We start from the raw sequence: 26,047 nt of genomic DNA, 5'->3' as shown, positions 1-26,047 counted from the left end.
GATGAACGCCGACGAGGCCGCACCGGCCCTGAAGATCCTCTGCAACGGCCGCCCCCTGCCCCGGGAAGCCCGCTCCGACGTCGAGTCGGTGACCGTCCAGGAGGATCTCCACGCGCTGAGCATGTTCACCGTGACGCTGTACGACAACTGGGATTCCCCGCACAAGACATTGCGCTGGGCGGACTCCGAGCTGTTCGAGGTCGGCACCGACGTGGAGATCTCGCTCGGGTACGGGGGCGACCTGCGCCGGGTGATGACCGGTGAGGTCACCGGTCTGGAGCCCGCCTTCACCACGGACGGGCTGCCGATGCTGACTGTCCGCGGGTACGACTACCGGCATCGGCTGACCCGAGCCCAGCGAACCCGGACCTTCAGCGACACCACGGACAGCGCCATCGCCGAAGAACTGGCCTCGAAAGCAGGGCTGGGCTTTGCCGGGCCCGAGGCCCCGACCACGACCGAGGCCACGACCAAAACCGAGGCCCCGACCACGACCGAGGCCACGACCAAAACCGAGGCCGGCCTCGCCTACGTGGTGCAGAACAACCAGACCGACCTGGAGTTCCTCCAGAGACGGGCGCGCCTGATCGGGTACGAGGTCCACGTACGGGACAAGGTGCTGCACTTCGGGCCACCGCAGCACGGCCGTCCGGCGAAGGTGACACTGCACATCGGCAAGGGCGTCTCCGGTTTCACGCCGGTGTTGCGGGCGCTGCCCCAGGTCGCTGAGCACTCCGTGCGGGGCTGGGACGTCACACTCAAGGAGCCGGTCGTTTCCACCGTGACCGCGGGCCGGGAGTCCACCACCATGGGCGCCGCCTCCGGTCCCCGCCAGGTGGGCCGGACCTTCGGCAGGGCGGGTTCGGTCAGTACGGGCCTGTCGGTGCCGAACCAGGAGCGGGCCGACCAGATGGCCCGTGGCCAGTTCGACGACATGGCGCTGACCTACATCACCGGCACCGTCGAGTGCTCGGGGCGGCCTGGAATACGCGCCGGTGAGGTGGTTGAGATCGAGGGCGCGGGCACCCGCTTCAGCGGCACCTACTACGTCGTCTCCGTCAGCCACTCGATGACCGTGGGGAACCGCTACTCGACCTCCCTTCACGTGCGGAGGAACGCCACATGACGGAGATCTTCGACTATCCGACAGGCCAGGAGACCGCACCGGCGGGCGGAGGGTTCCTGGGTGTGGTGATCGGCATCGTCAGGAACAACCGGGACCCGAAAGGTCTGGGCCGGGTCAAGGTGGAGCTGCCCTGGCTGGCGGACGGCACCTTGACCGACTGGGCGCGGGTGGCGGTGCCGATGGCCGGTCCAGGCACCGGATTCTTCTTCCTGCCCGAACCTGACGACGAGGTCCTGGTCGCCTTCGAGCACGGCAACCCGGAGGTCCCCTACGTCGTCGGCGCGCTGTGGAACGGCAAGGACAGGCCGCCGGTCACCGAGCCGCCGGTCACCGAGCCGCCGGCCGCCGAGCCGCCGGCCGCCGAGCCGCCGGCCGCCGAGTCGCCGGTCACCGAGTCGCCGGTCACCGAGCCGGCGGTCACCGAGTCGCCGGCCACCGACAACGACGGCAGGAAAGGCATAAGCGACATACGGGTGATCAGATCCCGCAGCGGGCACGTGATCCGGCTGACCGACACCGACGGCGAAGAGGCCATCGAGATCGTCGACAAGAACGCCGGGAACAGCATCGTGATCAGCACGAAGGACAACCGGATCACGATCACCGCGGCGGCGGACGTGGTCATCTCCGCCGGCGGGAAGCTGCGGCTCAGCGGCAACGGGGTCGAGATCGTCTCCGAGGCCGACGTGAACATACAGGCCAAGTCCTCGCTCGCGGCCAAGTCCAGCGGACGGCTGGACATCAAGGGCAGCCAGGTCAACATCAACTAATGGGGGGTGGAAGATTCCATGGGACAGGCCGCAGCGAAAAAGGGTGACAAGGTCACGGCCACCGACATCCATGTCGTCATGGTGCCCGGAGGACCGTCTCCGGTGCCGACGCAGCTGAAGCACGAGTTCGCCGGGACCATCAAGGACGGACTGAGCGCCGACGTCACCATCATGGGCAAGCCGGCGGCGGTGGCCGGCTCCACCGCCGAGAACGACAAGCCGCACACACCCATGTCGCCGGGCACCTCGTTCCAGAAGCCGCCGTCGAACACGGCCGTCCTCGAAGGCGGCAGTACCACCGTGAGGATCAACGGCAAACCCGCCATCAGGAACGGTGACTCCGCCACGACCTGCAACGATCCGAAGGACCTCGCGATCGGGACGGTCGAGGCGACGGGCACGGTGACGATCGGATGACCGGCGTGACGGACAGTGGCTTCCTCGGCACCGGCTGGGCGTTCCCGGTCGGCCCCGATCCCGACCACCCCGAGCAGGGCATACGGCTCGCCGGCGGTGCGGAGGCGATCCGCCAGTCGATCTGGCTGATCCTCGGCACCGCGCCCGGTGAACGCGTGATGCGGCCGGACTTCGGCTGCGGCATCCACGACGCCGTCTTCGACACCAACGACGCGAGCACCGCCGGCCGGGTCAGCCGGTCGGTGCGGGAGGCACTGGCCCGCTGGGAACCGCGGATCGACGTACTGGACGTCTACGCGGCACCCGACCCCGAGGACCGGCACCGGCTGCTCATCGAGATCAACTACCGGGTGCGGGCGAACAACAGCCGCTTCAACCTCGTCTACCCCTTCTACGCCGCATGACCGGACAACCGCCCCCCATCGACCCCCGCGACCGCGCCGCCCTGGTCGCGCAGACCACCGACCTGGCAACCCGTTACAGCGGCTGGCAACCGCCCGCCGACGGGCGGCCCGACGCCGGCCAGGCATTGATCGGCGTCTTCGCCCGCTTCGCCGAACTGGTCGTGCAGCGTCTCAACCAGGTGCCGGAACGCGACTACCTCGCGTTCCTCAACCTGATCGGGACCCAGCCCACACCGCCGGTGCCCGCGCGCGTGCCGCTCACCTTCCGACTGGCCGAGCGCAGCCGGACCGACGCGCTGGTCCCGGCCGGCACCCGGGTCGCCGCCGAACCGCTGGACGGCGAGGACGACGAGGCCGTCTTCGAGACCGGGGCCGACCTGGTCGTGACCCGGGCCCGGCTGCGGTCCGTCCTCGTGGACGACGCCCCGCACGACAGCTACGCCGACCGCGGCGCCGAGGCCAGTGGCGGACGCGACGAACCGTTCGCCGCGTTCACCGGCGACCAGGCCGTGCCGCACCAGTTCTTCGTCGCCTGCGACCCGGTGCTGGCCGCCGAGGGCACCAAGGACGTCACGCTGACCCTGGCCACCGAGGACGGCGCACTGCTCGCCGGGTGGCCGGTCTCCTGGGCGTACTGGGACGGCACCCGGTGGCAGCCGGCGGACGCCGACAGCGCCGCGGAGGACGGCGCATGGACGGTGACCCTCACCGGACTGCCGCAACTGCCCCCGTACGACGTCGACGGCACCACGGCCGGCTGGCTGCGCGCCCGGCTCGACATGCCGCTGCCGCACGGCACCTCGGGGTCGGCGCCCGACGCCGTCGCTACCGGCAACCGGCCGCCTCAGGACGGCGCCGGCGGAGTCTTCCCGTTCGGGGAGACCGAGCAGAGCCAGTTCTTCTATCTGAGCGTCGACGCGTCGGTGGCGCTCCGCGGCGCCACGGTCCGGCTCGCCGTCACCCTGGCACGCCCCGGAGCGGCCGGCGACCCGGCCGACCCGGTGCGCCTGGAGTGGTCGTACAAGGACGGCGACACCTGGCGGCGGCTGGGGGAGTCCAGCACGGCGGCGGAGACGAGCGACGACAGCGACACCGGCCTGACCGACGGCACGCTGGCGATGACCCGTGACGGCGAGATCAGCTTCCGGGTCCCCGCCCACTGGCCCGCCGAACTGTTCCGGGCCCGGTCCGGGCACTGGCTCCGGGTGCAGGTCGTCCAGGACGGCGGGGCGTACGCCACCCTTCCGCACCTCACGTCGCTGAGCGTGGGCCACGACTGGGATCTGCCCATCGTCACCGGCATCGAGGTGCGGACCGGGACGGAGCCGGAGCCGGTGGCACCGCCCGGCGCCTTCGCGGGCGGCACCCCGCTGGACGTGACCCGGGACTTCCACCCCTTCGGCGAGCAGCCGCGCTTCAACGACACCTGCTACCTGGCCTGCCCCGCGAGCCTGGTCCGGCCGGGCGCGGACCTCATCCTCGACGTCACCCTGACCAACCCCCCGGACATCCCGGACAGCCCGGTCCCATCCGTGCGCACCGACGGCGACCCGCGGATCGTCTGGGAGGCATGGGACGGCACCGGCTGGCGCACCGTGACCGTGACCGCCGACGGCTCGGACCCCCAGGACACCGACCCCCAGGACACCGCAGATCCGGATGCCGACACCCCGGATTACGCCTTCACCGCCGACGCGACCCTGCGGCTCACTCCGCCCGAGGGCTTCGCGCGCACCGAGGTGAACGGTGTCGAGGAGTACTGGCTGCGCATCCGGCTGATCGGCGGCGACTACGGGAGTGCGGCCCACTACACCCGGAACGAGGACGGCACCTACGAACTCGTCGACGCCACCTTCGCACCGCCGGTGATCAGAACCCTGTCGTGGAGCTCCCGGCACGGACTGACAGTGCCCGTCCCTGCACCGGTCTGCGTCACCCACAACGACTTCCGCCTCGTCACCCACCACCGGGACCCCGGAACACCGTGGTCCATAACCCCCTTCACCCCGCACCCTGAGCAGGACCCCGCCCTCTACCTCGGCTTCGACCAGCCGTTCGACAACCGGCCGGTCACGCTCTACCTCCAGGTCGAACCACCGAAGCCGGACGAGGTGACGGCCGACCGGCTGGCCGGGACCGACCTGACCGACCGCGCCGACCTGGTGTGGGAGTACAGCGGCCCCGACGGCTGGCGGACACTGGCCGCGGCCGACGAGACCGCGACCCTGGCCGAGCGGGGCATGGTGCGGTTCGTCGGACCGGCGGACCTGACGGCCCGGGAGCACTTCGGACGGAGCCTGTGCTGGCTGCGGCTCCGCCTGCGGCACGGGACCTTCCCTCTCCCGCCGCGGCTGCGCCGGATCCTGCCGAACACGGCCTGGGCGACGCAGGCCGTCACCGTCACCGACGAGATCCTCGGAGCGGGCACCGACGAGGCAGGTCAGCGGCTCACCACCTCGCAGAGCCCGGTCCTGGCCGGCCAGCGGCTGGTGGTACGGGAGCCGGAACGCCCGTCGGCGGCGGAAGAGGCCGAACTGACCGCGGTCGAAGGCTCCGACGCGGTGAGGGTCACCGAAGACACCGAGAACACAGCGGAGGTCTGGGTGCGGTGGCACGCGGTGACCGACTTCCACCGCTCCGGCCCGAACGACCGCCACTACATCATCGACCCCCGGACCGGAGAGATCACCTTCGGTGACGGCCGGGCCGGGCGGATGCCGCCGCGCGGGCAGAACAACATCCGCGTCACCTACCGCACGGGCGGCGGCGCGGAGGGCAACCGTGCCGCGGGGACCGTCGTGAAGCTGAAGTCGGCCATCCCGTCCGTCGACTCGGTCACCCATCACGAACCGGCCTCCGGCGGCAGCGCGTGGGAGCCGCTGGAGCGGGTGCGCGTCCGGGGGCCGAGGTCGCTGCGTCACCGCGACCGTGCCGTCACGGCCCAGGACTTCGAGGACCTCGCCTTCGAGTCCTCGGCGGAGCTGGCGCGGGTACGGGCGGTGCTGCCGAGCCGGTTCGACCCGTTCGGCCTGTGGTTCGACCCGGCGACCGGGGAACCCAAGGACGCGCACGCGGAGGCGGACGCCGGCGGGATCGGGATCGTCGTGGTCCCGCACTCCGGTGCCGCCCGGCCGGTACCCGGCCTGGGGCTGCTGCGCCGGGTGGAGGAGTACCTGCGGGCCCGGTGCGGCCCGACCACCGCGCTCCGGGTGGCCGGCCCGGAGTGGATCGAGGTGACCGTCGCCGCGACGGTGGTGGCAGCCTCCCCGGATGTCGCCGGGCTGGTCGGCGGACGGGTCGAGCAGACCCTGGAGCGCTTCCTGCACCCGCTGACCGGAGGGCCGGAAGGCACCGGCTGGGCCTTCGGCCGCAAACCGCACCGCTCGGACCTGTACGCGGCGGTCGAGGCCGTGGACGGCGTCGACCACGTCCCCGCGCTCACGGTGACGCCGGCAGCCCACTCCGACGAACTCGGCGACCGGCTGGAGGCGTTGCTCGGCCGCTCGCTGGCCCAGCTCGCGGACGAGCCTCCGGCCGCGGAGCTGACCCGATGGCTGGAGCGGGCGCTGGTCTACTCCGGCCGGCACCAGATCACCGTGACCCTGGGAGCGTGAGGAGTTCCGTGTCCATTCCGCTGCCGAACCTCGACGACCGCGACTTCGACGACCTGGTCGGCGAGGCGCGGGCCCTCATCCCCGTCCTCCTGCCGGAGTGGACCGACCACAACCCGGGCGACCCCGGCATCGTCCTCGTCGAACTGCTGGCCTGGCTGACCGAGATGCAGCTCTACCAGGTCGACCAGCTGCCGGACACCCACACCCTGAAGTTCCTGCAGCTGCTCAACGACTCCGACTGGTCGCCGCCGGACGACGGCGATCTCGACGCGGCCGTACGCCAGAGCATGGCCGCGCTGCACGAGCGCCACCGGGCCGTGACCGCGGACGACTACGAGTACCTGGTCCGCACGACCTGGCCCGAGCAGCCGAAGGCGGTCGGACTCCCCCGGGTACGGCGGGTGCGGTGCGTGCCCGGCCGGAACCTGGCCGGGGCCGCCCCGGCCGCGCCCGCCCCGGCGCACATCAGCGTCGTCGTCCTCCCCGAACCCGGCGAGACCGCCGCCGAGGCGCTGACCGCCGCCCTGCACGAGTTCCTGGACCCGCGCCGGATCCTGACCGTCCGCCACCATGTGGTCCTCCCGGAGTACGTCGACATCGAGGTCGCCGCCGACGTCGCGCTCCGTGAGGACGCCGTGCCGGAGGACACCCTCGTCGACGCGCGGAACCGGCTCCGGGAGTTCTACGACCCGTTCACCGGCGGTGACACCCGCGACGGCTGGCCCTTCGGGCGGAGCGTGCACCCGTCGGAGGCGTACGCCGTGCTCGAACAGTCGCCGTCGGTCGACTACATCGAGAACGTCCGCCTCACCCGTGCCGGTGCGGACGGCGACGCCGGTGCGGAGGGCATCGCGCTGGACGCCCACCAGTTGGTGCGGCTGACCCGGGTGGACCTGGTGGGCTACGGCCGCTACGGCCGAACGTACGCGTCGACCTGGGAGCTCCCGTGATGAGCAGCTATCTCGACCACCTCCCGGCGCCGTTCCGCCAGGACCCGTTCACCGGCCGGTTCCTGCTCGCGTTCGAGGCCGTGCTGACCGGCCGCGACGACGCCGGGGGTGTCACGGGCCTCGAACAGCTCATCGCGAGCTCCGCCGACCACATCGACCCGATGGCCACTGGCGAGGAATTCCTGCCCTGGCTGGCCGGGTGGGTCGGCCTGAGCCTGCGCGCGGACTGGGACACGGAAACCAAGCGCGGGTTCATCCGCGAGATCGTGCCCCTGTACCGGGAGCGGGGGACCCTGGCCGGACTGCGCCGGATGCTGGAGATCTACCTGCGGTCGCTGGACGACGAGGTGACCCGCGACGACGTGGTCGTCTTCGACGGCTTCGAGTCGCCCGCCCACTACTTCCAGGTCCGGTTGAGGCTGGGCAACGCCGATGCCGGGCATCTGCGCCGCGTCCAGGAGATCGCCCGGGCGATCATCGACCGGGAGAAGCCGGCCCACACCTTCTACGCGCTCAAGATCGTGGTGCCCACGATGCGGCTGGTCTCCGAGGAACTGCACGACAACGGGGGCGGCGACATGCTCAAACTCGGCGAGAACACCGTGCTCGGCACGCGCGACCTGACCTGAAATCCGGAGGAGCCCGATGGCGGACTACACCCAACCCGACGTCGTACCGAAGCGCGTCCGCTTCTTCGACGGGCAGTACCTGGTGGACCAGGACTTCATCGACGAGCAGAGGTTCCACCTCGACCGCGAGCGCAGGCAGAGCCGGCTGCTGCGGCTCACCGGCATCAGCGCGGGCCTGACAGTGGCCCCGGAGACCTCGGACGGCGAGTCCCTGCTCAAGGTGACCGCGGGTATGGCGGTGGACTCGCTGGGCCGGCACCTCGTCCTGGCCTCGGACACGACCGTGTCGCTCCAGGACTTCGACGGCCGGCAGGACATCGAGGTGCACCTGGCCTACCGGGAAGCCGCGACGGACGTGGCACAGACGGACGGTGTGGCGAGCGAGCGCCGCTGGGACGAGAGCCCCCGGATCGTGGTGCTCGCCCCGGACGGCACCACCGCGGTCGCTCCCGACGACGCCTCGCCCGACCTGGACGACGTTCCCACGGTGCTGCTCGCCAGGGTCGCCGTCGCCGAGAGCGGGGACGAGGTCACGGTGGACCTCACCGCGGCACAGCACCTCACCCTCTCGGTCGCGGGCGCGCTCGGGGTCGGCACCGACGCTCCGGTCAGCGACCTGGAGATCGGTGACTACGGCCCCAAGGACCGGCACCTGACGTTCAAGGTGGCGGGCGGCGACGGCCACCGCAGTGGCCTCCGGCTGTGGGCTGGTTCGCAGAGCGAGCACGAGGGCTACTCCCTGGAGTACGACCGGCGGCCGAGCAGGGGACAGGGGCTGCACGTCAGGACCCATGGTTCAGGCGATCCCGACGGCGGCACCACGAGGCTCTTCGTCGCCCCCGGCGGCGATGTCGGCATCGGCACCACCGCACCGGACAACAGCGGCGGATGGGACCGGGTCGTCGATGTGGTGGGTACCGGGAGAACCAGGCTGTCGGTGCGGACCGCGAACATCGAGGGGCACGTGTCGGCGCACGAGGGGGGCGCGTTCGGCGCGGCGCCGGGCATGGCCGTGGGCACCGCGTCCGCCAGTCCGCTGACTCTGGTCACCGCGGGGGCGGCCCGGCTCAGTGTCACCGCCGACGGACACGTGGGCATAGGCGCGACCACCCTGGTGGGCACGGAGGGGTGGGGTCGGGTCGTCGACGTCGTGGGCACGGGCCTCACCAAGCTGTCGGTGCGGACCGCGAAGGTGGACGCGCGGGTGATGGCGCACGACACGGGCATGTTCGGCGCGGCGGCCGGGATGATCGTGGGCACCGGGACCAACAGCCCGCTGACCTTCGTCACCAACCAGGCGCACCGGCTCACGATTGGCACCGACGGTGACATCTCCCTCGGCAGCGGCCCGTTCACCGCCCGATGGACCACGAAGCACGTCGACACCGACGACCCCGCGGAGCCTCACCTGAGGTTGCATCGGGACGACACGGCCTCCGGCGGAAAGCGATTGTTCCTGGAACTCTTCCAGGGCCACGGGAATCCCCTTCAGGCAGACGTCCACCCCAGCATCCGGTTCCACCACAGCAGCAGATACTGGCACCGGATCGAAGGGCAGCCGGACGGGCTGCACATCAAGACCGGGAACATGAGCGCCGACGCCCACCACGACCTCTGGGCCGGGGGAGTCCATGCCGAGTCACTGACCATCGGATCGGTCACCGTCGGCCAGGCCGAGCTGGACGTGCTGAAGAGGCTCGCCGCGGGGGAGTTGAACGTCGAGGTCTTCAGCACCCGCCTTCAGCAGTACGCCTATGCCTCCGATCTGAAGGCGGGCACCGATACACACCACGTTCTCTCACGTCCCAATCCCGCCGGCACGTACCGCCGCTGGGTCCTCAAGCCCCTGGCTTCGGCATGACCGCGTACCCCTGTGAAGGACGACCGATATGAGAGCCGAAATAGAAAAGCGCGTCTCCGAACTGGAGTCCGAGTACCGCGAAGGGCAGCGGATGCTCGCCGACCTGGAGGCCAAGCAGGCAGACCTCCAGCAGACCCTGCTCCGCATCAGCGGCGCCCTCCAGGTGCTGAACGAACTCCTGGCCGCCGAGAACGCATCGGAGACCCACGCCGCCGAGCCCGCACCGCCCGTGACGGCGAGTCAACCCGCGGACGCGTGAAGCACCGACGGTCACCGTGCGCCGTGGCGCCTGACGCCCCCTCATTCCCCGTACGTCCTGTGCCGGTCCGGCCTGGACTCGTCCCACGTCTGGAGGTCCCATGGCCACCCCCTTGTCCGCAGCCCGCATCGTGGCCGCCCTGAAGGCCGAAGGTGTGAAGGTCGTCGAGGTCGACGGCTGGCGCACCCACAACCGCAACCACAAGGGCGCCTGGGGGCCCGTGAACGGGGTGATGATCCACCACACCGTCACCTCCGGCACCAAGGCCAGCGTGGACCTCTGCCGAGACGGCTACGCCGGCCTGCCCGGCCCCCTGTGCCTCGGCGTCATCGCCAAGGACGGCACCGTCCACCTCGTCGGCAACGGCCGCGCCAACCACGCGGGTTCGGGCGACGACGACGTGCTCAAGGCCGTCATCGCCGAACGCGCCACGCTGCCCGCCCCCAACGAGAACAACACGGACGGCAACACCCACTTCTACGGCTTCGAGTGCGTCAACCTCGGCGACGGCAAGGACCCCTGGCCGCAGGCGCAGTTGGACGCGATCAAGCGCGCGTCGGCCGCACTGTGCCGGGCGCACGGCTGGTCGGAGCGGTCGGTGATCGCGCACAAGGAGTGGACCGACACCAAGGTCGACCCGCGCGGGTTCTCCATGAAGGACCTGCGGGCCGGCATCAAGCGGCAGCTCACCGGCGACTCCCAGCAGCAGAAGCAGGATGACGACATGGCCCTGACCGACGCCGACCTCGACAGCATCGCCCGCCGGGTGTGGGCACTGACCGGTGACGACCCCCTGAAGGGCGGGACCGCGAAGATCTCGAAGGAGATGCTGCTGTGGGGGATGGCCGGGCGGCTGCAGCGGGTGGAGGCGGCGGTGGAGGCCCAGGCCGCCACGATCGACAAGCTCGTCGGTGCGGTGGCGGCTGGTCCGGCAGTGGACCTCGACGCCCTGAAGTCGGAGATCCGACTGGCCATCGAGAGCATCTCGGCGACGGTCCGTCTCGATGTGAAGAGCTGAACACCAGCCAGGGGTGGATGCGTCCTGCGGGCCTGGTGATCCGCCCCGGCTCCGGGACGCTGTGAGCGGCAGGGCACCCGGGGGGGGGCGTCAGGTCGGTGTGGGGCACCGCGGTGTGTTCCAGGGCGAGTTCATGGACCAAGTCGCCCTCGGCGGGCGGAGGAGGCATCTCGCTGTCCGGCAGGACGAGCCGCACCTTGGGCGGACCACCCGGCGACGGCCCTCGCCCCAGGGGTGGCAGGATGCGGGGACGCGGTGAGAGGGGCGAGAGGGGCGGGGCGCCATGGGGCGGAGCGAGCGGGAGGCGGTGGCCCGGGGCCGGCGGCTGTTCGAGGCGGCGCAGGCCGTCGTCGACGATCACGCGCGGGCCGTCGAGGCCGTACGCGCCGCCCTGGAACCGATCCATGACGACCTGGCCCGCACCGAACTGGACGCCATCCCGGTCGCCCGCCTGAAGGACCTCACCGAGGGCAGGCTGCGACTCGGCGAGGTGGAGAAGGGCGGGTTCCGCACGGTCGGGCAGGTCCTGGACGCCGGTTCCTACCGGCTGCGGCAACTGCCCGGCGTCGGGCAGCAGACGGCCGACCAGACGGTGGCCGCGGCCCGCCGGATCGCCGACGCCGTGCGCGAGACCATCGCCGTGCACATCGACGTGGACCGGCCGGAGCCCCGCACCACCGCACTGGTCGCCGCGCTCAACGTCCTGGTGGAGGCGGGCCCCGAGGCACGCCGGGCCGTCGACACGGCCGGCACGCTCACCGAGCGGCTCGGACCGCCGCTGGCCGACGCGGCGCCGGCGTCCGGGCGGCTGCGCATGCTGCTCGCGGGCCGGGCCGGACGGGAACGCGCGCTGACGGCCCTGGCCGAGGTCCGCGCCGTCTGCGAGCAGGCGGACCGGGACGAGGTGCCGCAACTGCTCGCCCAGGCCTCCGTCGACCTGCTCCGCCGACCGGAGTCCGAGGTGGCCGCGCTGGTCGACTTCGAGCTGCGTTCCGCCGAGTACTACGGACTGCTCGCCGAGCTCTCGGGCCGTGCCCCGGACCCGGCGGCGGCCGAGGGGTTCCTGCCGGACGAGGTGGCCGGGCGGGTCAGGACCCAGACGCTCGACGACACGCACCGCCGGGTCTCCCTGCGTGGCTACCAGGCCTTCGGCACCCGCTTCGCGCTCGCCCAGCGCCGCGTGATCCTCGGCGACGAGATGGGACTCGGCAAGACGATCCAGGCGATCGCCGCGCTCGCGCACCTCGCCGGCCGGGGGCGGAGCCACTTCCTGGTCGTCTGCCCGGCCAGCGTGCTCATCAACTGGACCCGGGAGATCGAGAAGCGCAGCGCACTGCGGGTGACGCCGCTGCACGGCCCGGACCGGCAGGAGGCGTTCGCCGACTGGAAGGGGCGGGGCGGCGTCGCGGTCACCACCTTCGACGCCCTGCGCGGGTTCCCGGTGCCCGGCGGCGGCGAGCTGGGCATGCTCGTCGTCGACGAGGCGCACTTCGTGAAGAACCCGCAGACCCGCCGCTCGATGGCCGTATCCGAGTGGGCGGGGCGCTGCGACCGGGTGCTGTTCCTGACCGGCACCCCCATGGAGAACCGCGTCGAGGAGTTCCGCTGCCTGGTACGGATCCTCCAGCCCGAGCTGGCCGAGCGCGTCGACGAGCACGACGGCGTGGCCGGCTCCAAGGCGTTCCGCAAGGCGGTCGCCCCGGTCTATCTGCGCCGCAACCAGCAGGACGTCCTCACCGAACTCCCCGCGCTCCAGCACACGGACGAGTGGGAGGAACCCAGCGCGGCGGACGAGGAGGCCTACCGCGAGGCCGTGCGCGCCGGCAACTTCATGGCCATGCGCAGGGCGGCGTACGCGCGTCCGGAACGGTCGGCGAAGCTGGACCGACTGCGCGAGATCGCGGCCGAGGCCGCCGAGAACGGCCTCAAGGTCGTGGTGTTCTCGGCCTTCCGGGACGTCCTGGGAGCCGCGCACAAGGCCCTCGCGGACCGCACGGTTCCGGCAGCGACGGAAACCGAAGAGGCGGTGCGGGTCTTCGGACCCATCTCCGGCAGCGTGCCGCCCGCCCGGCGGCAGCAGCTCGTCGACGACTTCGCGGCCGTGCCCGGCCACGCCGTGCTGCTCGCGCAGATCGAGGCCGGCGGCGTGGGCCTCAACATGCAGGCCGCCTCCGTCGTCATCCTCTGCGAGCCGCAGCTCAAGCCCACCGTCGAACACCAGGCGGTCGCCCGCGCCCACCGCATGGGCCAGGTCCGCTCGGTCCAGGTGCACCGGCTGCTCTGCACGGGCGGAGTCGACGAACGCCTGGTGCGGATGCTGGAGAACAAGTCCCGCCTGTTCGACGCCTACGCCCGCCGCAGCGCGGTCGCCGAGGCCACGCCCGACGCCGTCGACATCTCGGACATCAACCTGGCCCGCCGCATCGTCGAGGAGGAACAGGCACGGCTGGGTGCGACGCCGACGCCGACCACGACGCCGACCACGACGCCGACCACGACGCCGACCACGACGCCGACCACGACGCCGACCACGACGCCGACCACGACGCCGACGCCGACGCCGACGCCGACGCCGACCACGACGCCGACCACGACTCCGGCCACGCCCGCGACAGAACGGACGTGACGGAGAACGCCGTGCCGCATACGGCCGTACGGATCACCACGACCGTACGGATCGCGACGGCCGGGGCCGGCACGAGCACGGACAGCGGCCTGTAGCCCAAGGTGAGCCGGACCCGCGGGTTCGTCTCCGGCGGCGACGGTACCCAGCCCGGCGACCCGGCGAAGGCGGCGGCCCTCGTTCTGGCCGTCCTGGAGGCCGAGGACACCCCGTTGCGGCTGCCGTTGGGCGACGACGGCGTCGACGCGGTCCTCGGCCACCTCGACCAGGTCCGCACGGATGTCGCGGCCTGGGAGACGCGCACCCGAGCGACAGCCTTCGACAACTGACCCGGCCCCGACGGCTGACCCACTCCGACGACTGCCCCACCTCGACGACTGCCCCGGTCCCCGCGCCCCCGCGCCTCCGCGTACCCGCCGCCCGTATGCCTGGCGGCGCCCTGCCCGCATCACCGCACTGAACGCGGTGCGCGTTGCGCGGTGCGCGGTGCGCGGTGCCGCCGAGGCGGTCGGTTCCGGTGCCGTGACCGTGGCGATTTGACGGTGGCAGAAGCGAAGGCGCGTCAGGTTCGCCGTGCAGGGCCCTTGTGTAATTCCTGTGGAACCCTCAATCTTTCGGCTGACGCACTGGTGTGAAGCAGCTGTTGACATGTTCCTGTCCAAAATCACGTTCCGTCACGCCAGTGCACCCCCCACCGACGCACCACCGATTGAGGAGGATCCCTCAGATGGCAGTGATGCGTAACTCCCGCAGAGACAGCAGGCGAAGACTCGCCGCCCTCAGCCTCACGGCCACGGCGGCGCTCGCCGTGAGCCTCGTCTCCGCACTCCCCGCAGCGGCCGCACCCGAGGGCCGCATCCAGTACGCCGGGGCGGCCGACGCGGTCGCCGACAGCTACATCGTGACGCTCAGGGCGGACCACGCCCGCTCCGGCTCCCAGGCGGGCCGCGCCCTCGTCGAGCGGTACGGCGCCGACGTCGAGCGGACGTACAGGAAGGCCCTGAACGGCTACGCGATCGAGGCCTCCGCGACCGAGGCGAAGCGGCTCGCCGCCGACCCGGCGGTCGCCTCCGTCGTACAGAACCGCACCTTCCACATCGACGCGACCCAGACCAACCCGCCCTCCTGGGGCCTGGACCGCATCGACCAGAAGAACCTCCCGCTGAACAGCTCCTACACCTACCCGGACTCGGCCGGGCAGGGCGTGACCGCGTACGTCATCGACACCGGCGTGCGCATCACCCACAGCGACTTCGGCGGCCGTGCCTCCTACGGCTACGACGCCATCGACAACGACAACACCGCCCAGGACGGCCACGGCCACGGCACGCATGTCGCGGGCACGGTCGCGGGATCGTCGTACGGCGTCGCCAAGAAGGCGAAGATCGTCGGGGTCCGCGTGCTGAACAACTCCGGTTCCGGTACGACCGCGCAGGTCGTCGCCGGCATCGACTGGGTCGCCCAGAACGCGGTCAAGCCGGCCGTCGCCAACATGTCCCTCGGCGGCGGCGCCGACTCCGCCCTCGACACGGCCGTACGCAACGCCATCGCCTCCGGCGTCACCTTCGCCGTCGCGGCCGGCAACGAGTCGACCAACGCCTCCACCAAGTCGCCCGCGCGGGTCACGGAGGCCATCACGGTCGGCGCGACGACCTCGTCCGACGCCAGGGCGAGCTACTCCAACTACGGCTCGGTGCTCGACCTGTTCGCGCCGGGCTCGTCCATCACCTCGGCCTGGAACTCCGGCGACTCCGCCACCAACACCATCTCCGGTACGTCGATGGCGTCCCCGCACGTGGCGGGCGCGGCGGCGCTCTATCTCGCCGACAACCCCACGTCGACCCCGGCCCAGGTCTCCTCGGCCCTGACGGCCGCCGCCACGACCGGCGTCGTCGGCAACCCGGGCTCCGGTTCGCCCAACCGGCTGCTGTACGTCGGCGGCGGCACGACCACCCCGCCGGGCCCGCGCTTCGAGAACACCGGTGACTACGCCATCGCCGACAACTCCACGGTCGAGTCCCCGGTGACGGTCTCCGGCGTCTCCGGCAACGCCCCCTCGGCCCTGGCCGTGGAGGTCCACATCGTGCACACGTACATCGGTGACCTCCAGGTCCAGCTGATCGCCCCCGACGGCACGGCGTACACGCTGAAGTCGTACGGCACCGGCGGCAGTTCGGACAACATCGACACCACGTACTCGGTGAACGCCTCCTCGGAGGCCGCCAACGGCACGTGGAAGCTCCGCGTGAGTGACAACGCGCGTCTGGACACCGGGCGTATCGACGCCTGGGCGCTGCAGTTCTGATCGGGTAGTGCCGCGGATGGCCGTCTTCTGGCTGCGGCTGCTCCGTGGCTCGTCGCGCAGTTCCCCGCGCCCCTGAGGGCGCGGCCGAACCGGCGCTCAGCAGTTCTCCTCGTCCTCGCGGTACGGCTCAGGGTCGCCGACCCGGCCGGCCGCGAGGACGAGCCGTGTGTGGCGGTGCAGGGCGAGGAAGCCGAAGGGGCGGTCGAAGGTGGCCCGGACGCTCGTGGTCACCCGGCGGAGCCGCGGTGCACCGCTCGCCGGGAAGCCGAACGCCGTCACCGCCGCCGCGCGGAAGCCCACTTCCCCGAACTGCGCCGTCGTGGACTGTCCCGGTCTACCCACGGCCCGGTCTCCGGCGTGACCGGATGGCCCCAGAAGCGCCGGAGCCAGTTCGTCCGCATCGCCGGCGCACGCGCCGGCACCATCCCGGTGTCCTTCGCCGGCGCGATGGGCATCTCCCCGGTCGGCCCGCGCGTCCGCTTCACCGCCCACGCGTCCAACGCCCCCTTGCCGGCCGCCGGATCCCCCGTGAGCACGCCGTGCGCCTCGGCCGGCAGCCCGGCCTCCCAGCGCTCGCGCAGCTGAAGCGTCCGCTTGGTCCGGAGCCCGAGCGCCGAGTCCAGCCCGCGCATCGTGCCCGTCGCGCCGAGCAACTCCCGTGCCGTGCCCGCCGCGTCGTCCGCCGGGAGGCCGACGGCGCCGTCCGCCGGTTCCGTCCGTGCCGGGCCGTCCGCGCCGTCCGCCAGGAAGGCGAGCGGCGGCCAGGCGCCCGCCGCCGAGAAGACGGTGCCGTCGCCCGCGGCGGCGTCCGAGGCCTGCGCCCGTCGGGCGGTCAGCTCGGTCACCGCCCGGATCGTCGCTTTCGTAACCGGCATGACCATCCCCCTCGTTCCCCGCTTACCATTCGCCCAGTCGCACGCCCGTTCCCACCGCCTGAACCAGGAGCACGGTACTCGTGTCCATACCTCCGCCTCCCGGACCCCATCAGCCACAAGGGTCTCCGGAGCCGGCCCAAGGGCCGTCCGCGCAGGGGCCGTACGCACCGCCGTCGCCGTACGGCCACGGGGAGCCCGGCGCCCAGGGGCCGTACGCGTACCACCCCTACGGCGCCTACGGCCCGTACGGCCGCCCCGTGCCCGTCAACGGCGTCGCCATCGGCGCCCTCGTCCTCGGCATCCTCTGCTTCGTGCCGGCCGTGGGTCTGGTGCTGGGACTGATAGCGCTGGCGCAGATCAAGAAGCGGGGCGAGCGCGGCAAGGGCATGGCGATCGCCGGTTCCGTCCTGTCCTGCGTCGGACTCGTGCTGTGGGCGCTGGCGCTGTCCACGGGCGGCGCCTCCGACTTCTGGGACGGCTTCAGGGAGGCAGCGAGCGGCGAGGGCACCGCCTACTCGCTCGAAACGGGCGACTGCTTCGACTCGCCGGGCGGCGACCTGGAGGGCGAGACCTACGACGTCGACGAGGTGCCGTGCTCCGGTGAGCACGAGGCCGAGGTCTTCGCGATCGTCGAGCTGCCCGACAACACCTACCCCTCCTACCCCGGCGACGACGAGATGTCCCGGATCGCGGACGACAAGTGCTTCGGGCTCCAGGACCGTTACGCCATGGACCCCTGGGCCCTGCCGGACGACGCGGCCGTGTACTACTTCATCCCGTCACGGGAGAGCTGGCGCTTCGGCGACCGCGCGATCACCTGCATGTTCGGCAGCACCAAGGACAACGGCAAGCTGACCGGTTCCCTGCACAACGACGCGTCGGTGCTCGACACCGATCAGGTCGCCTTCCTCACCGCCGTCAACACCGTCGACGTCACCCTGTACGAGGAGCCCGAGGAGTACCCCGAGGAGGACCTGGCGGCCAACCGGGCCTGGGCGAAGGACGTGCACGCCGTCCTCGGCGAACAGATCGAGGCGCTGCGCGGGCACCGCTGGGAGGCGGACACCGAGCAGCCGGTCACCGACCTGATCGACGAGATGGAGGACGCCCGCAAGGAGTGGGCGAAGGCGGCCGCGGCGAAGGACGCGGACACGTACTACGCGCACTACGACAACGGGTACGAATACATCGACGGCCCCACGACGGTCACCGCGCGCGAGGCTCTGGGCCTGGACACCACCGTGCCGATGTACGAGGACGACTCCTCCGGCGGTGACGAGGGCGCCGGTGGTGGAGGTCTCGATGTCTGAACCGAGGTGTGAGCGCGGCTATAGCGGGGAGAAAGTGCCTGCGTAAAGCCCTCGGGGGGCACAAGTCATCACATCGAGTGATTCTCTGGCCTTTGCTTGCGTGGGGCAACTCATGGTTGCCAGGCTGTTGCTGTCTGTACAACCTGATGGGAGCGGCCAGTGACTTTCGGTGAGCAGCCGGCGTACCTGCGCGTCGCGGGTGATCTCCGCAAGAAGATCGTCGACGGTTCACTGCCACCGCACACCCGCCTCCCGTCCCAGGCAAGGATCCGCGCGGAGTACGGCGTCTCGGACACCGTCGCGCTGGAGGCCCGCAAGGTGCTGATGGCCGAGGGTCTGGTCGAGGGCCGCTCCGGCTCCGGGACGTACGTGCGGGAGCGCCCGGTGCCCCGCAGGGTCGCGCGCTCCGGCTTCCGTCCGCCGAGCGGCGCCACGCCGTTCCGTCAGGAGCAGGCCGACGGCGAGGTGCGCGGCACCTGGGAGTCCAGGAGCGAGCAGGTCGAGGCCAGCGTCGCCGTCGCCGAGCGGCTCGCCATCCTGCCCGGCGACCGCGTGATGTGCACGCGCTATCTCTTCCGGGACGCCGGCGAGGCGATGATGCTGTCGACCTCCTGGGAGCCCCTGGCCGTCACGGGCCGCACCCCCGTGATGCTGCCCGAGGAGGGCCCGCTCGGCGGCATGGGCGTGGTCGAGCGGATGGCCGCCATCGACGTCGTCGTGGACAACGTGACCGAGGAGGTGGGCGCGCGCCCCGGCCTCGCGGAGGAACTGCTGGCGCTGGGTGGCGTCCCGGGTCACGTGGTCCTCGTCATCCAGCGCACCTACTACGCGTCGGGCCGTCCGGTGGAGACGGCGGACGTGGTCGTCCCCGCCGACCGCTACCGCGTCTCGTACCACCTACCGGTGAAGTAGTGCGCCCATTGGTGAGGTAGCGCACACCTGCACCGCAGTTGTCGTCGGCCGAACCTCAACTCCCTTCCTTTCCGAAGCCGTTGCAATCTGGCCGTTTTCGCAGGTCGCCACCGGCGTGCGCGGCATGCCCGAGACCGGAAGCACCGAGGTCCCCGCACGGCGCGTTCGATGCCGTGCGCCCCCTGCGACTTGGCTGGTTGCGTACCTCTTTGTGAAAAGGCGTATTCGCTGCGTAAAGGTTAGGCGTAGGCTCGGGCATATGCGGATTGCGGTTTCCTTAGCGGGCGGGGCACGGCACACGCCGCGAGCGGTACTCGGGCGGCGGGAGGCGGGAAGGGGCGGTGGGGCGCGATGAACGACAGCACGATCACTCTTCCCTGGCTCGTCGTCCGGCAGGACGACAACGGCAATCGCTATCGCGTGGGCCGATACGCGACCAGGGCCGAGGCCCAGAAGATCGCGGACAGCCTCGACAGCCGGGGCCACAAGCAGTTGTACTGGGTCGAGCGGATCGCGCAGAACGGCGACGGTGCGGACAACTGACGCCCCCTGAGCTCCCGTAGGCTCCGGCGCATGACGGAACGGATCGTGGTCGGCGCCGCCCTGCTGGACGGAGAGCGGCTTCTCGCCGCACGCCGCAGCGCGCCCGAGGAGCTCGCCGGACGCTGGGAGTTGCCCGGAGGCAAGGTCGAGCCCGGCGAGACGCCCGAGGCGGCGCTCGTGCGCGAGCTGCGTGAGGAACTCGGTGTGGACACCGAGGTGATCGAGCGCGTACCGGGGGCGTGGCCCCTGAAATCCCCCTACGTCCTGCATGTGTGGACGGTCCGTCTGCTGCCCGGAACAGGTGAACCGGGGCCTCTGGAGGACCACGACGAGCTGCGCTGGCTCGGCCCCGGGGAACTCTGGGACGTGGACTGGCTGGACCAGGACGTGGCTGCTGTCCGCGAGGTGGCGGCGCGGCTCCGGTCCCCGGGGAACTTCCCGGAATCCTGACGCGTCCTCCACGTTTCACGCGGTACCGCCCCATGGATATCGGGTATGTGGTCATTAACCCTGTGAAACCGGACATGGGTGAACCCGTTGGCCTGGGAAGTGATCGGCGTGATCGACACCGAAGGCGACTGCGCCGAGTGGAGCTTTCCCGCGGAGGCCGGTGCCGTGCGCGCGGCGCGTGTCGCCGTTCGGGACAGGCTGCGCGACTGGGGGCTCGACAGCCTCGCCGACATCGCGGCGCTGCTGGTCAGCGAACTGGTGACCAACTCCCTTCGGCACGCCACGGGTCCCATCGGCGTCCGGCTGGTGCGCCCCGTACGTCTCGGTGGCGTCCTTCTGGTCGAGGTCTCCGACCCGCTCCCGGATCCGCCCCGCGAACGGGTCGCCCATCTGGAGGACGAGAGCGGCCGCGGACTCCAGCTCGTGGCGCACTCCTCGCGTCGCTGGGGCACCAGACCCGGGCGGAACACGGGCAAGACGGTGTGGTTCGAGCTCGCGGTGCCGGAGTGACCCCGCGGGCTTCGCGTGGTGTTCCCGGGCCCCGTACGACCCGTCAGTAGACGTCCATGAGCGTGTACGCCTCCGCTCGCCCTGTCGAACGCATGGTTCAGGCCACTGGCAGTTGCGGATCCGGGTGATTCGACTGCGTGTCCGCTGGTTAGAAGTCTGGAAGTGATTCTGCGGCCGGGACCGAAAACCATCGGGACCGTGCTGTGATCGTGAACACCGTGTTGTGCGGGGCCGTAGTGCTGGATACTGCGGGCAGCCGCCGCCGGTGACCGGTGCCGGACGCGGTGAGCTGGAGGGGACGGTTCGCGTGAGCGAGATACCAGCGAAGGCCACGGAGTCCGAGGACCCGTCGGACGGCGCGAGGACGAGGGCCGCGGGACAGCGGTCCGACGGCACACGAGCCTCGCGAGCCTCTCAGGACACACGGGCCTCTCAGGACACACGGAACTCCGGCGGCATATCGAACTCCCGTGACGCGCAAGGCGCCAGCGGCGGACGGGACTCCGGCCCGGTGTTCGCGTTCGACGAGACCCGGCCCGGCGACCCGGTCTGGCAGAGCAGTCCGCCCGGCTCGATCTACGACTACATCAAGGTCGCGTCCTTCTCCATCGGCCCCGACGGCCTGGTCGACCAGTGGAGCCTGCGAGCCGAGCAGATCTTCGGCATCCCCGCCGCGCGCGCCGTCGGCATGGACCCCATCGAGGCGTTCGTCGACCCGGACCTGCGCGAGCAGGGCCAGCGCAAGATGGCGGAGATCCTGGACGGGCGGGAGTGGACCGGCGTGGTCCCCTTCCGGGTGCCCGACGACACCGACGGCCGGCCCGGTGAGGACGGCCTCGCCGAGGTGTACGTCATGCCGACGCAGACCGAGGACGGCGAGCGGGCCGCCGTGTGCATCGTCGTCGATGTGCGCACCCTGCGCCGGATGGAGACCGACCTCGCCGCCTCGCAGGCGATTTTCGGTCAATCTCCCTTCGGGTTCCTGCTGATCGACCCCGATCTGCGGGTGCGGCGCGCCAATCAGCGGTTCGCCTCACTGTTCGGCGGCCGGCCCGACGACCACCGCGGCAAGGACGTCCACGACTACCTGTCGCGCCCCGAGGCCGAGCGCGTCTCGGCCACCCTGCGCCGGGTCCTGGAGAGCGGCGACTCCATCACGGACATGCATGTCACCGGCTTTCTGCCGGGTTCCGACGAGCGCCGGCACTGGTCCGTCAACCTCTACCGGGTGCACAGCGGCAGCGGCCGCCCCATCGGCATCGCCTGGCTCGGAATCGACATCACCGCGCGCCGCGCCGCCGCCCGTGAGGCCGCCGCCGCCCGGCGCAACCTCGCCCTTCTGAACGAGGCCGGCGCCCGCATAGGCAACTCCCTCGACCTGGAGACCACGGCCCGCGAACTCCTCGACGTCGTCGTCCCCGGCTTCTGCGACCTCGCCACGGTCGACCTCTACCAAGGGCTGCTGGCCGGCGACGAGGCCCCGCCCGGCCTGGCCGACGGCAGCGCGGAACTGCGCCGGGTCGCCTTCGCCAGCGCGGTCTCCGACGCGCCCTTCGTGGGCGGCGGCGCCCCCGTCGCGGTCGGCGCCGTCCACCACTACCCCTTCAACTCGCCCTGCGCGGACGCCCTGCGCACCGCCCGGCCGCAGCACGTGCCCGGCGAGGAGGGCGGGCTCGTCCAGTCCACGCTCGCCGTGCCGATGGTCGCCCACGACACGGTCGTAGGACTGGCGCAGTTCGCGCGGACCAAGGGCAGCGAGCCGTTCGGGGACCGGGACCGGGACCTGGCGGTCGAACTCGCCGCGCGCGCCGCGGTCTGCATCGACAACGCGCGGTTGTACCGGCGCGAGCACGAGCGGGCGCTGATACTGCAACGGTCGCTGCTGCCACCGGGGGACCCCGTCGCCTCGGGCCTGGACATCGCGTGCCGCTATCTGCCCGGCAACTCCTCTTCGGACCGGCCCAGCGAGGTGGGCGGCGACTGGTTCGACGTCATCGAACTGCCCGGTCACCGCACGGCGCTGGTCGTCGGTGACGTGATGGGCCGCGGCCTGCGTGCCGCCGTGGCGATGGGCGAACTGCGCTCCGCCGTGCGCACGCTGGCCCTGCTGGACCTCGAACCCGCCGAGGTCCTCTCCGCCCTGGACGAGATCGCACGCGGCCTCGGCGCACCCGGCGGCGTCCAGCAGGCCACCCGCGCCGCCCGCCGGCCCCGCGAGGCGGACCTGTCCGAGGTGTACCTCGCGACCTGTGTGTACGCGGTCTACGACTCCGTCACACGCCGCTGCACCTTCGCCAACGCCGGCCACCTGCCGCCGGTCCTCGTCGAGCCCGGCGAGGCGGCGCTGATGCTCGACGTGCCGCCGGGGATGCCGCTCGGCGTGGGCGGGGAGCCGTTCGAGGAGGTCGAGGTCGAGCTTCCGGAGGGCGCGCTGCTGGCGCTCTACACGGATGGACTCGTGGAGTCCCGCGACCATCCCCTGGACGAGGGCCTCCAGGCGTTCGTCGGCGCGCTGACCGACCCCTCCGAGCCGTTGGAGGACGTCTGCGACCACGTCCTCAACACCCTCGACACCCACCACGGCGAGGACGACATCGCGTTGCTGATGGCACGGGTCCAGGGCCTGCCCGCCGACTCGGTCGGCGACTGGACCCTGCCGCGCGAGCCCCGCAGCGTGGGCCGGGCCCGCGAGTACGCCCGCGGCCGACTGCTGTCCTGGGACCTCGAACCCCTGGTCGACACCACGGAACTCCTCGTCAGCGAACTGGTCACCAACGCCCTGCGCTACGGCGAGGGCGAGATCAGACTGCGCCTCCTGCTGGACCGCACCCTGGTCTGCGAGGTCTGGGACTCCGGCCTGGTCCAGCCGCGGCGCCGCCGCGCCCGTGACACGGACGAGGGCGGCCGTGGCCTGCAACTCGTCGGCCTCCTCAGCGCGGCCTGGGGCTCCCGGCGCACCCCCCGCGGCAAGACGGTGTGGTTCGAACTGCCCCTGCCGGACGGCGAGCACGGCCTCACGGACCCGGCGGAGGCGTTGCTGAGCCTGTTCTGAGCCGTCCCCGGGCGGGCCCGCGACGTCAGGCGGCCGTTGACGGGCGGCGGGCCCGGGTACGCGGGCCGCCGAAGCTGGGCGGCGGGCCGTCGGCGGGCAGCAGGATGCCGCCCAGGACCGCTCCGGTCAGGCCGCTGATGTCGTGGCTCGCGCCGTCGCCGGGATGGCCGTGCAGGCGGACGTCCTGTTCGGCCAGATGGTGGGCCTGCCGGCCCAGCGCGTCGGCCGAGACGAGGTCGGCGAGTTCCGCACGCGGCCCCCGCCCGGCCGGCGCCGGCACCGGGGGAGCGAGCAGTCGCCGTGCCTCGGCCAGCAGCGTGCGCGCCTCGCCGCCCACCGCCGCCCGATGCGTCGCGACGACGTCGTCCGCACCGCCGACCGCACTGCGGGCGCACACCACCGCGGCCGCCGGGAGCACCCCGGCCCGCCCCGCCACGACGGGCCCGACGCCCCGCACGATCCGCCGCAGCAGGTCGAGCGGGTCGTACCGCCGCCCGGAGGCCAGTTCCTCGCGTACACCGGCCAGGGTGGCGTCGGCGTGGGCGACCCGGGAGCGCAGTTCACCGGCCGGGATGTCCAGGTACGCGGCACCCGCCGGGTCCCGTGCCCCCGCGATCTCCACCTCGCTGCCGGTCAGCGCGGCCGGGACCATCGCCGCGGCCGTCGAGAGCTCCCCGGCGAGGCGTTCGATGCCGTCGATGAAGACGGCCGCCTGGGCGATGGCGCCCTCGGCGGCGCGCAGCCGGCCCCCGGCACGTTCGTTGTCGCCCGAGTCGGCGGCCTGGCGGGCGTGGTTGAGCTGTGTCGTGGCGAACACCAGCCGGTCCTTGGCCTGCTCGACATGGCCCGCGACGGCGGCGGTCGCGGAGGCGGCGTACCGCTCGCCGAGCTCGCTCAGCACCGTCCCCGCACCCCCGGTCCGCCAGGTCAGCTCCCGGAACCTGCCCTCGGCGACGACCAGCGCATGTCCCAGACCCCCGCCCAGCCCTTCCTCCAGCCCCCGCGACTGATCGAACGCGGCGGCCTGCCCGTCCAGCAACCGCCCCACTTCCTCGCACCGCCCGACGATCCCCGCCAGCGCATGCCGACGGGCCGCCGGCTCATCCGGCACCCCGCCCTCGTACTGCCACCGCATGCGGAACGCGACCGCCAACTCGCCCCGCGCCTCCCGCAGAACCCGCGTGAACGGCTCCACATGCTCGGCGTCCCCCACCCCGAACCTGCCCACGACGAACGCCAGCTCCTCCGCGCTGACCCGCACCGAGTCGTCGGCCTCCACCAGCGCGGCCCGCGCCCGCTCGTCGAGTTCGGCGGTGGGCGGCTCCGCGGCCCGGACCTGTGCCCCTGAGGGAGTCGTACGGTCCCGCGCCCGCCGTCTGCGCCGCATGAACCCGAAGCTCGCGAGAAGCCCCGCCGCGACCAGGACCGCCACGGGCAGCACGAGATCGGTGGCGGAGCTCTCCCCGTCCTGCGCGTTCCCCGCGCTCTCCCCCTGCTCCCTCGCCCCGGCCACGGGTCGGTCCGGCCCGCCCGCAACCGTGCCCCCACCGCTGATCGTCATGCCGGGCAACACCAGCCACACCACCCCGACCAGACCGCCCACCACGGCGTGCGCCACCCGCACGGATATGTGCGAGCGCCCACGCCGCGACCGGCCCCGGATCAAGGATGACGTCACATTTCGGAGCGTATGAGCAGCAATGCCCCCGCGCGACCGGGATGCGTCCAGGGTGGTGTGGAGGGAGAGATCCCCGCCGTCCGGGTCCAGGCCTGGCTCGGCGACAAACTGGCGACGGAGGACGACGACGGACTGCGCCTGAGCCGCCCGGCGACCCGCGAGGCGGTCGTCGAGTCCACCCGCCGGATCCTCGCCACCGGGTTCGACGGGGCCCACTTCGACCTCGAACCCCTCCACTCGGGCGACCGGAACTACCTCACCCTCCTCGACACCCTGCACGGGCTCACCCGCGCCACGACGCCCCGCTCTCGGTCGCCGCGCACCAGATCGACCCGCTCCCGGCGATCCACTCCGTCGCCGGCGCCCTCACCGGCCACCCCAAGTGGTGGTCGCAGGAGTTCTTCGGCGAGGTGGCACGCCGCGTCGACCAGATCGCGGTGATGTCGTACGACACGGCCATGCCGCTTCGGAGCCTGTACGGCGGCTACGTCGCCCAGCAGACCTCGCTCGCCCTGGAGGTCACCCCGCCCGGCACCGACCTGCTGATGGGCCTGCCGTTCTTCCACGACAACACGATCGGCCACCGGGCGGCGGCCGAGACCGTCCCCGCGGCCGTCCGCGGCGTCCGCCTCGGCCTGTCCCGCACGGACGCCGACCGCGCGCGCTTCGGTGTCGCCCTCTACGTCGACTTCGCGGCGACAGAGGGCGACTGGACGGCGTACGAAGAGGGGGCTGGGTCCG

General features: G+C 72.0%; 21 protein-coding genes and 2 pseudogenes. 20 read left to right on the top strand and 3 right to left on the bottom strand.

Going from position 1 to position 26,047, the window contains the following annotated elements:
* Position 1 precedes the first annotated feature (1 nt).
* The 13 genes and pseudogenes from AC3ETA_RS23290 (at position 2) to AC3ETA_RS23230 (ending at position 15,976) form a co-directional block, all read left to right on the top strand.
* Positions 2-1,126: a phage late control D family protein gene (locus AC3ETA_RS23290; protein WP_432194828.1), complete on the top strand. Its 1,125-nt coding sequence runs from the start codon at positions 2-4 to the stop codon at positions 1,124-1,126.
* Positions 1,123-1,896, top strand: coding sequence for a phage baseplate assembly protein V (locus AC3ETA_RS23285; RefSeq protein WP_432194827.1), 774 nt, complete (start codon positions 1,123-1,125; stop codon positions 1,894-1,896). The genes AC3ETA_RS23290 and AC3ETA_RS23285 overlap by 4 nt, the downstream gene beginning before the upstream one ends.
* An 18-nt stretch (positions 1,897-1,914) precedes the next feature.
* Positions 1,915-2,313 carry a PAAR domain-containing protein gene (locus AC3ETA_RS23280; protein ID WP_432194826.1) on the top strand — a complete coding sequence of 133 codons (399 nt, stop codon included), beginning with the start codon at positions 1,915-1,917 and terminating at the stop codon, positions 2,311-2,313.
* A complete protein-coding gene (locus tag AC3ETA_RS23275; protein WP_432194825.1) occupies positions 2,310-2,717 on the top strand; it encodes a GPW/gp25 family protein in 408 nt (135 codons plus the stop codon). The genes AC3ETA_RS23280 and AC3ETA_RS23275 overlap by 4 nt, the downstream gene beginning before the upstream one ends.
* The gene (locus tag AC3ETA_RS23270; RefSeq protein ID WP_432194824.1) at positions 2,714-6,331 is read left to right on the top strand and encodes a putative baseplate assembly protein; all 3,618 of its coding nucleotides are present in this window, start codon (positions 2,714-2,716) and stop codon (positions 6,329-6,331) included. The genes AC3ETA_RS23275 and AC3ETA_RS23270 overlap by 4 nt, the downstream gene beginning before the upstream one ends.
* 8 nt (positions 6,332-6,339) lie before the next feature.
* On the top strand, positions 6,340-7,281 hold the full coding sequence (locus AC3ETA_RS23265) for a baseplate J/gp47 family protein (protein WP_432194823.1): 942 nt from the start codon (positions 6,340-6,342) through the stop codon (positions 7,279-7,281).
* Positions 7,281-7,910, top strand: a complete 630-nt coding sequence (locus tag AC3ETA_RS23260) for a phage tail protein (RefSeq protein WP_432194822.1) — start codon at positions 7,281-7,283, stop codon at positions 7,908-7,910. Before AC3ETA_RS23265 ends, AC3ETA_RS23260 begins: the two co-directional genes overlap by 1 nt.
* Before the next feature lie 16 nt (positions 7,911-7,926).
* Positions 7,927-9,771 (top strand): hypothetical protein, encoded by a 1,845-nt coding sequence (locus tag AC3ETA_RS23255; RefSeq protein WP_432194821.1) that lies wholly within the window; start codon positions 7,927-7,929, stop codon positions 9,769-9,771.
* Between the two features lie 28 nt (positions 9,772-9,799).
* Entirely contained in the window at positions 9,800-10,030 is a 231-nt protein-coding gene (locus AC3ETA_RS23250) for a hypothetical protein (protein ID WP_432194820.1), read from the top strand.
* A 100-nt stretch (positions 10,031-10,130) separates the two neighbouring features.
* Positions 10,131-11,048 (top strand): N-acetylmuramoyl-L-alanine amidase, encoded by a 918-nt coding sequence (locus tag AC3ETA_RS23245; RefSeq protein ID WP_432194819.1) that lies wholly within the window; start codon positions 10,131-10,133, stop codon positions 11,046-11,048.
* A gap of 283 nt (positions 11,049-11,331) precedes the next feature.
* On the top strand, positions 11,332-13,674 hold the full coding sequence (locus AC3ETA_RS23240; RefSeq protein ID WP_432194818.1) for a DEAD/DEAH box helicase: 2,343 nt from the start codon (positions 11,332-11,334) through the stop codon (positions 13,672-13,674).
* Positions 13,675-13,730: 56 nt separating this feature from the next.
* Positions 13,731-14,000: pseudogene (locus AC3ETA_RS23235) on the top strand (SDR family NAD(P)-dependent oxidoreductase); the annotation flags it as partial.
* 398 nt (positions 14,001-14,398) lie between these two features.
* Positions 14,399-15,976, top strand: coding sequence for a S8 family peptidase (locus AC3ETA_RS23230; RefSeq protein ID WP_432194817.1), 1,578 nt, complete (start codon positions 14,399-14,401; stop codon positions 15,974-15,976).
* Positions 15,977-16,072: 96 nt separating this feature from the next.
* Here the strand turns inward: AC3ETA_RS23230 and AC3ETA_RS23225 are convergent, their stop codons facing one another.
* Both AC3ETA_RS23225 and AC3ETA_RS23220 read right to left on the bottom strand, forming a co-directional pair.
* The gene (locus tag AC3ETA_RS23225) at positions 16,073-16,207 is read right to left on the bottom strand and encodes a hypothetical protein (protein ID WP_432194816.1); all 135 of its coding nucleotides are present in this window, start codon (positions 16,205-16,207) and stop codon (positions 16,073-16,075) included.
* A gap of 44 nt (positions 16,208-16,251) precedes the next feature.
* Positions 16,252-16,851, bottom strand: coding sequence for a hypothetical protein (locus tag AC3ETA_RS23220; RefSeq protein ID WP_432194815.1), 600 nt, complete (start codon positions 16,849-16,851; stop codon positions 16,252-16,254).
* Between the two features lie 80 nt (positions 16,852-16,931).
* Here AC3ETA_RS23220 and AC3ETA_RS23215 point away from each other — a divergent pair, with 80 nt between their 5' ends.
* From AC3ETA_RS23215 to AC3ETA_RS23190, 6 genes are all read left to right on the top strand, one after another.
* On the top strand, positions 16,932-18,161 hold the full coding sequence (locus tag AC3ETA_RS23215) for a DUF4190 domain-containing protein (protein WP_432194814.1): 1,230 nt from the start codon (positions 16,932-16,934) through the stop codon (positions 18,159-18,161).
* Between the two features lie 159 nt (positions 18,162-18,320).
* Entirely contained in the window at positions 18,321-19,073 is a 753-nt protein-coding gene (locus AC3ETA_RS23210) for a GntR family transcriptional regulator (protein ID WP_432194813.1), read from the top strand.
* A gap of 351 nt (positions 19,074-19,424) precedes the next feature.
* Positions 19,425-19,616 (top strand): SPOR domain-containing protein, encoded by a 192-nt coding sequence (locus AC3ETA_RS23205; RefSeq protein WP_432194812.1) that lies wholly within the window; start codon positions 19,425-19,427, stop codon positions 19,614-19,616.
* A gap of 30 nt (positions 19,617-19,646) precedes the next feature.
* On the top strand, positions 19,647-20,066 hold the full coding sequence (locus tag AC3ETA_RS23200) for a (deoxy)nucleoside triphosphate pyrophosphohydrolase (protein WP_432194811.1): 420 nt from the start codon (positions 19,647-19,649) through the stop codon (positions 20,064-20,066).
* 108 nt (positions 20,067-20,174) lie between these two features.
* Complete coding sequence (locus AC3ETA_RS23195) at positions 20,175-20,576, top strand: ATP-binding protein (RefSeq protein WP_432194810.1); 402 nt, start codon at positions 20,175-20,177, stop codon at positions 20,574-20,576.
* A gap of 307 nt (positions 20,577-20,883) precedes the next feature.
* Positions 20,884-23,628, top strand: a complete 2,745-nt coding sequence (locus tag AC3ETA_RS23190) for a SpoIIE family protein phosphatase (protein ID WP_432194809.1) — start codon at positions 20,884-20,886, stop codon at positions 23,626-23,628.
* Between the two features lie 25 nt (positions 23,629-23,653).
* On the opposite strand, the gene AC3ETA_RS23185 is transcribed toward AC3ETA_RS23190, so the two are convergent.
* Entirely contained in the window at positions 23,654-25,306 is a 1,653-nt protein-coding gene (locus AC3ETA_RS23185) for a hypothetical protein (protein WP_432194808.1), read from the bottom strand.
* Between the two features lie 57 nt (positions 25,307-25,363).
* Here AC3ETA_RS23185 and AC3ETA_RS23180 point away from each other — a divergent pair.
* Positions 25,364-26,037 (top strand): annotated as a pseudogene (locus AC3ETA_RS23180) (glycoside hydrolase family 18 protein); the annotation flags it as partial.
* Positions 26,038-26,047: the final 10 nt, after the last annotated feature.

This window comes from Streptomyces sp. bgisy027, from assembly GCF_057710365.1.
Note: the sequence above shows the minus strand (reverse complement) of the source record. Positions and strands in the feature narration are given on the sequence as shown.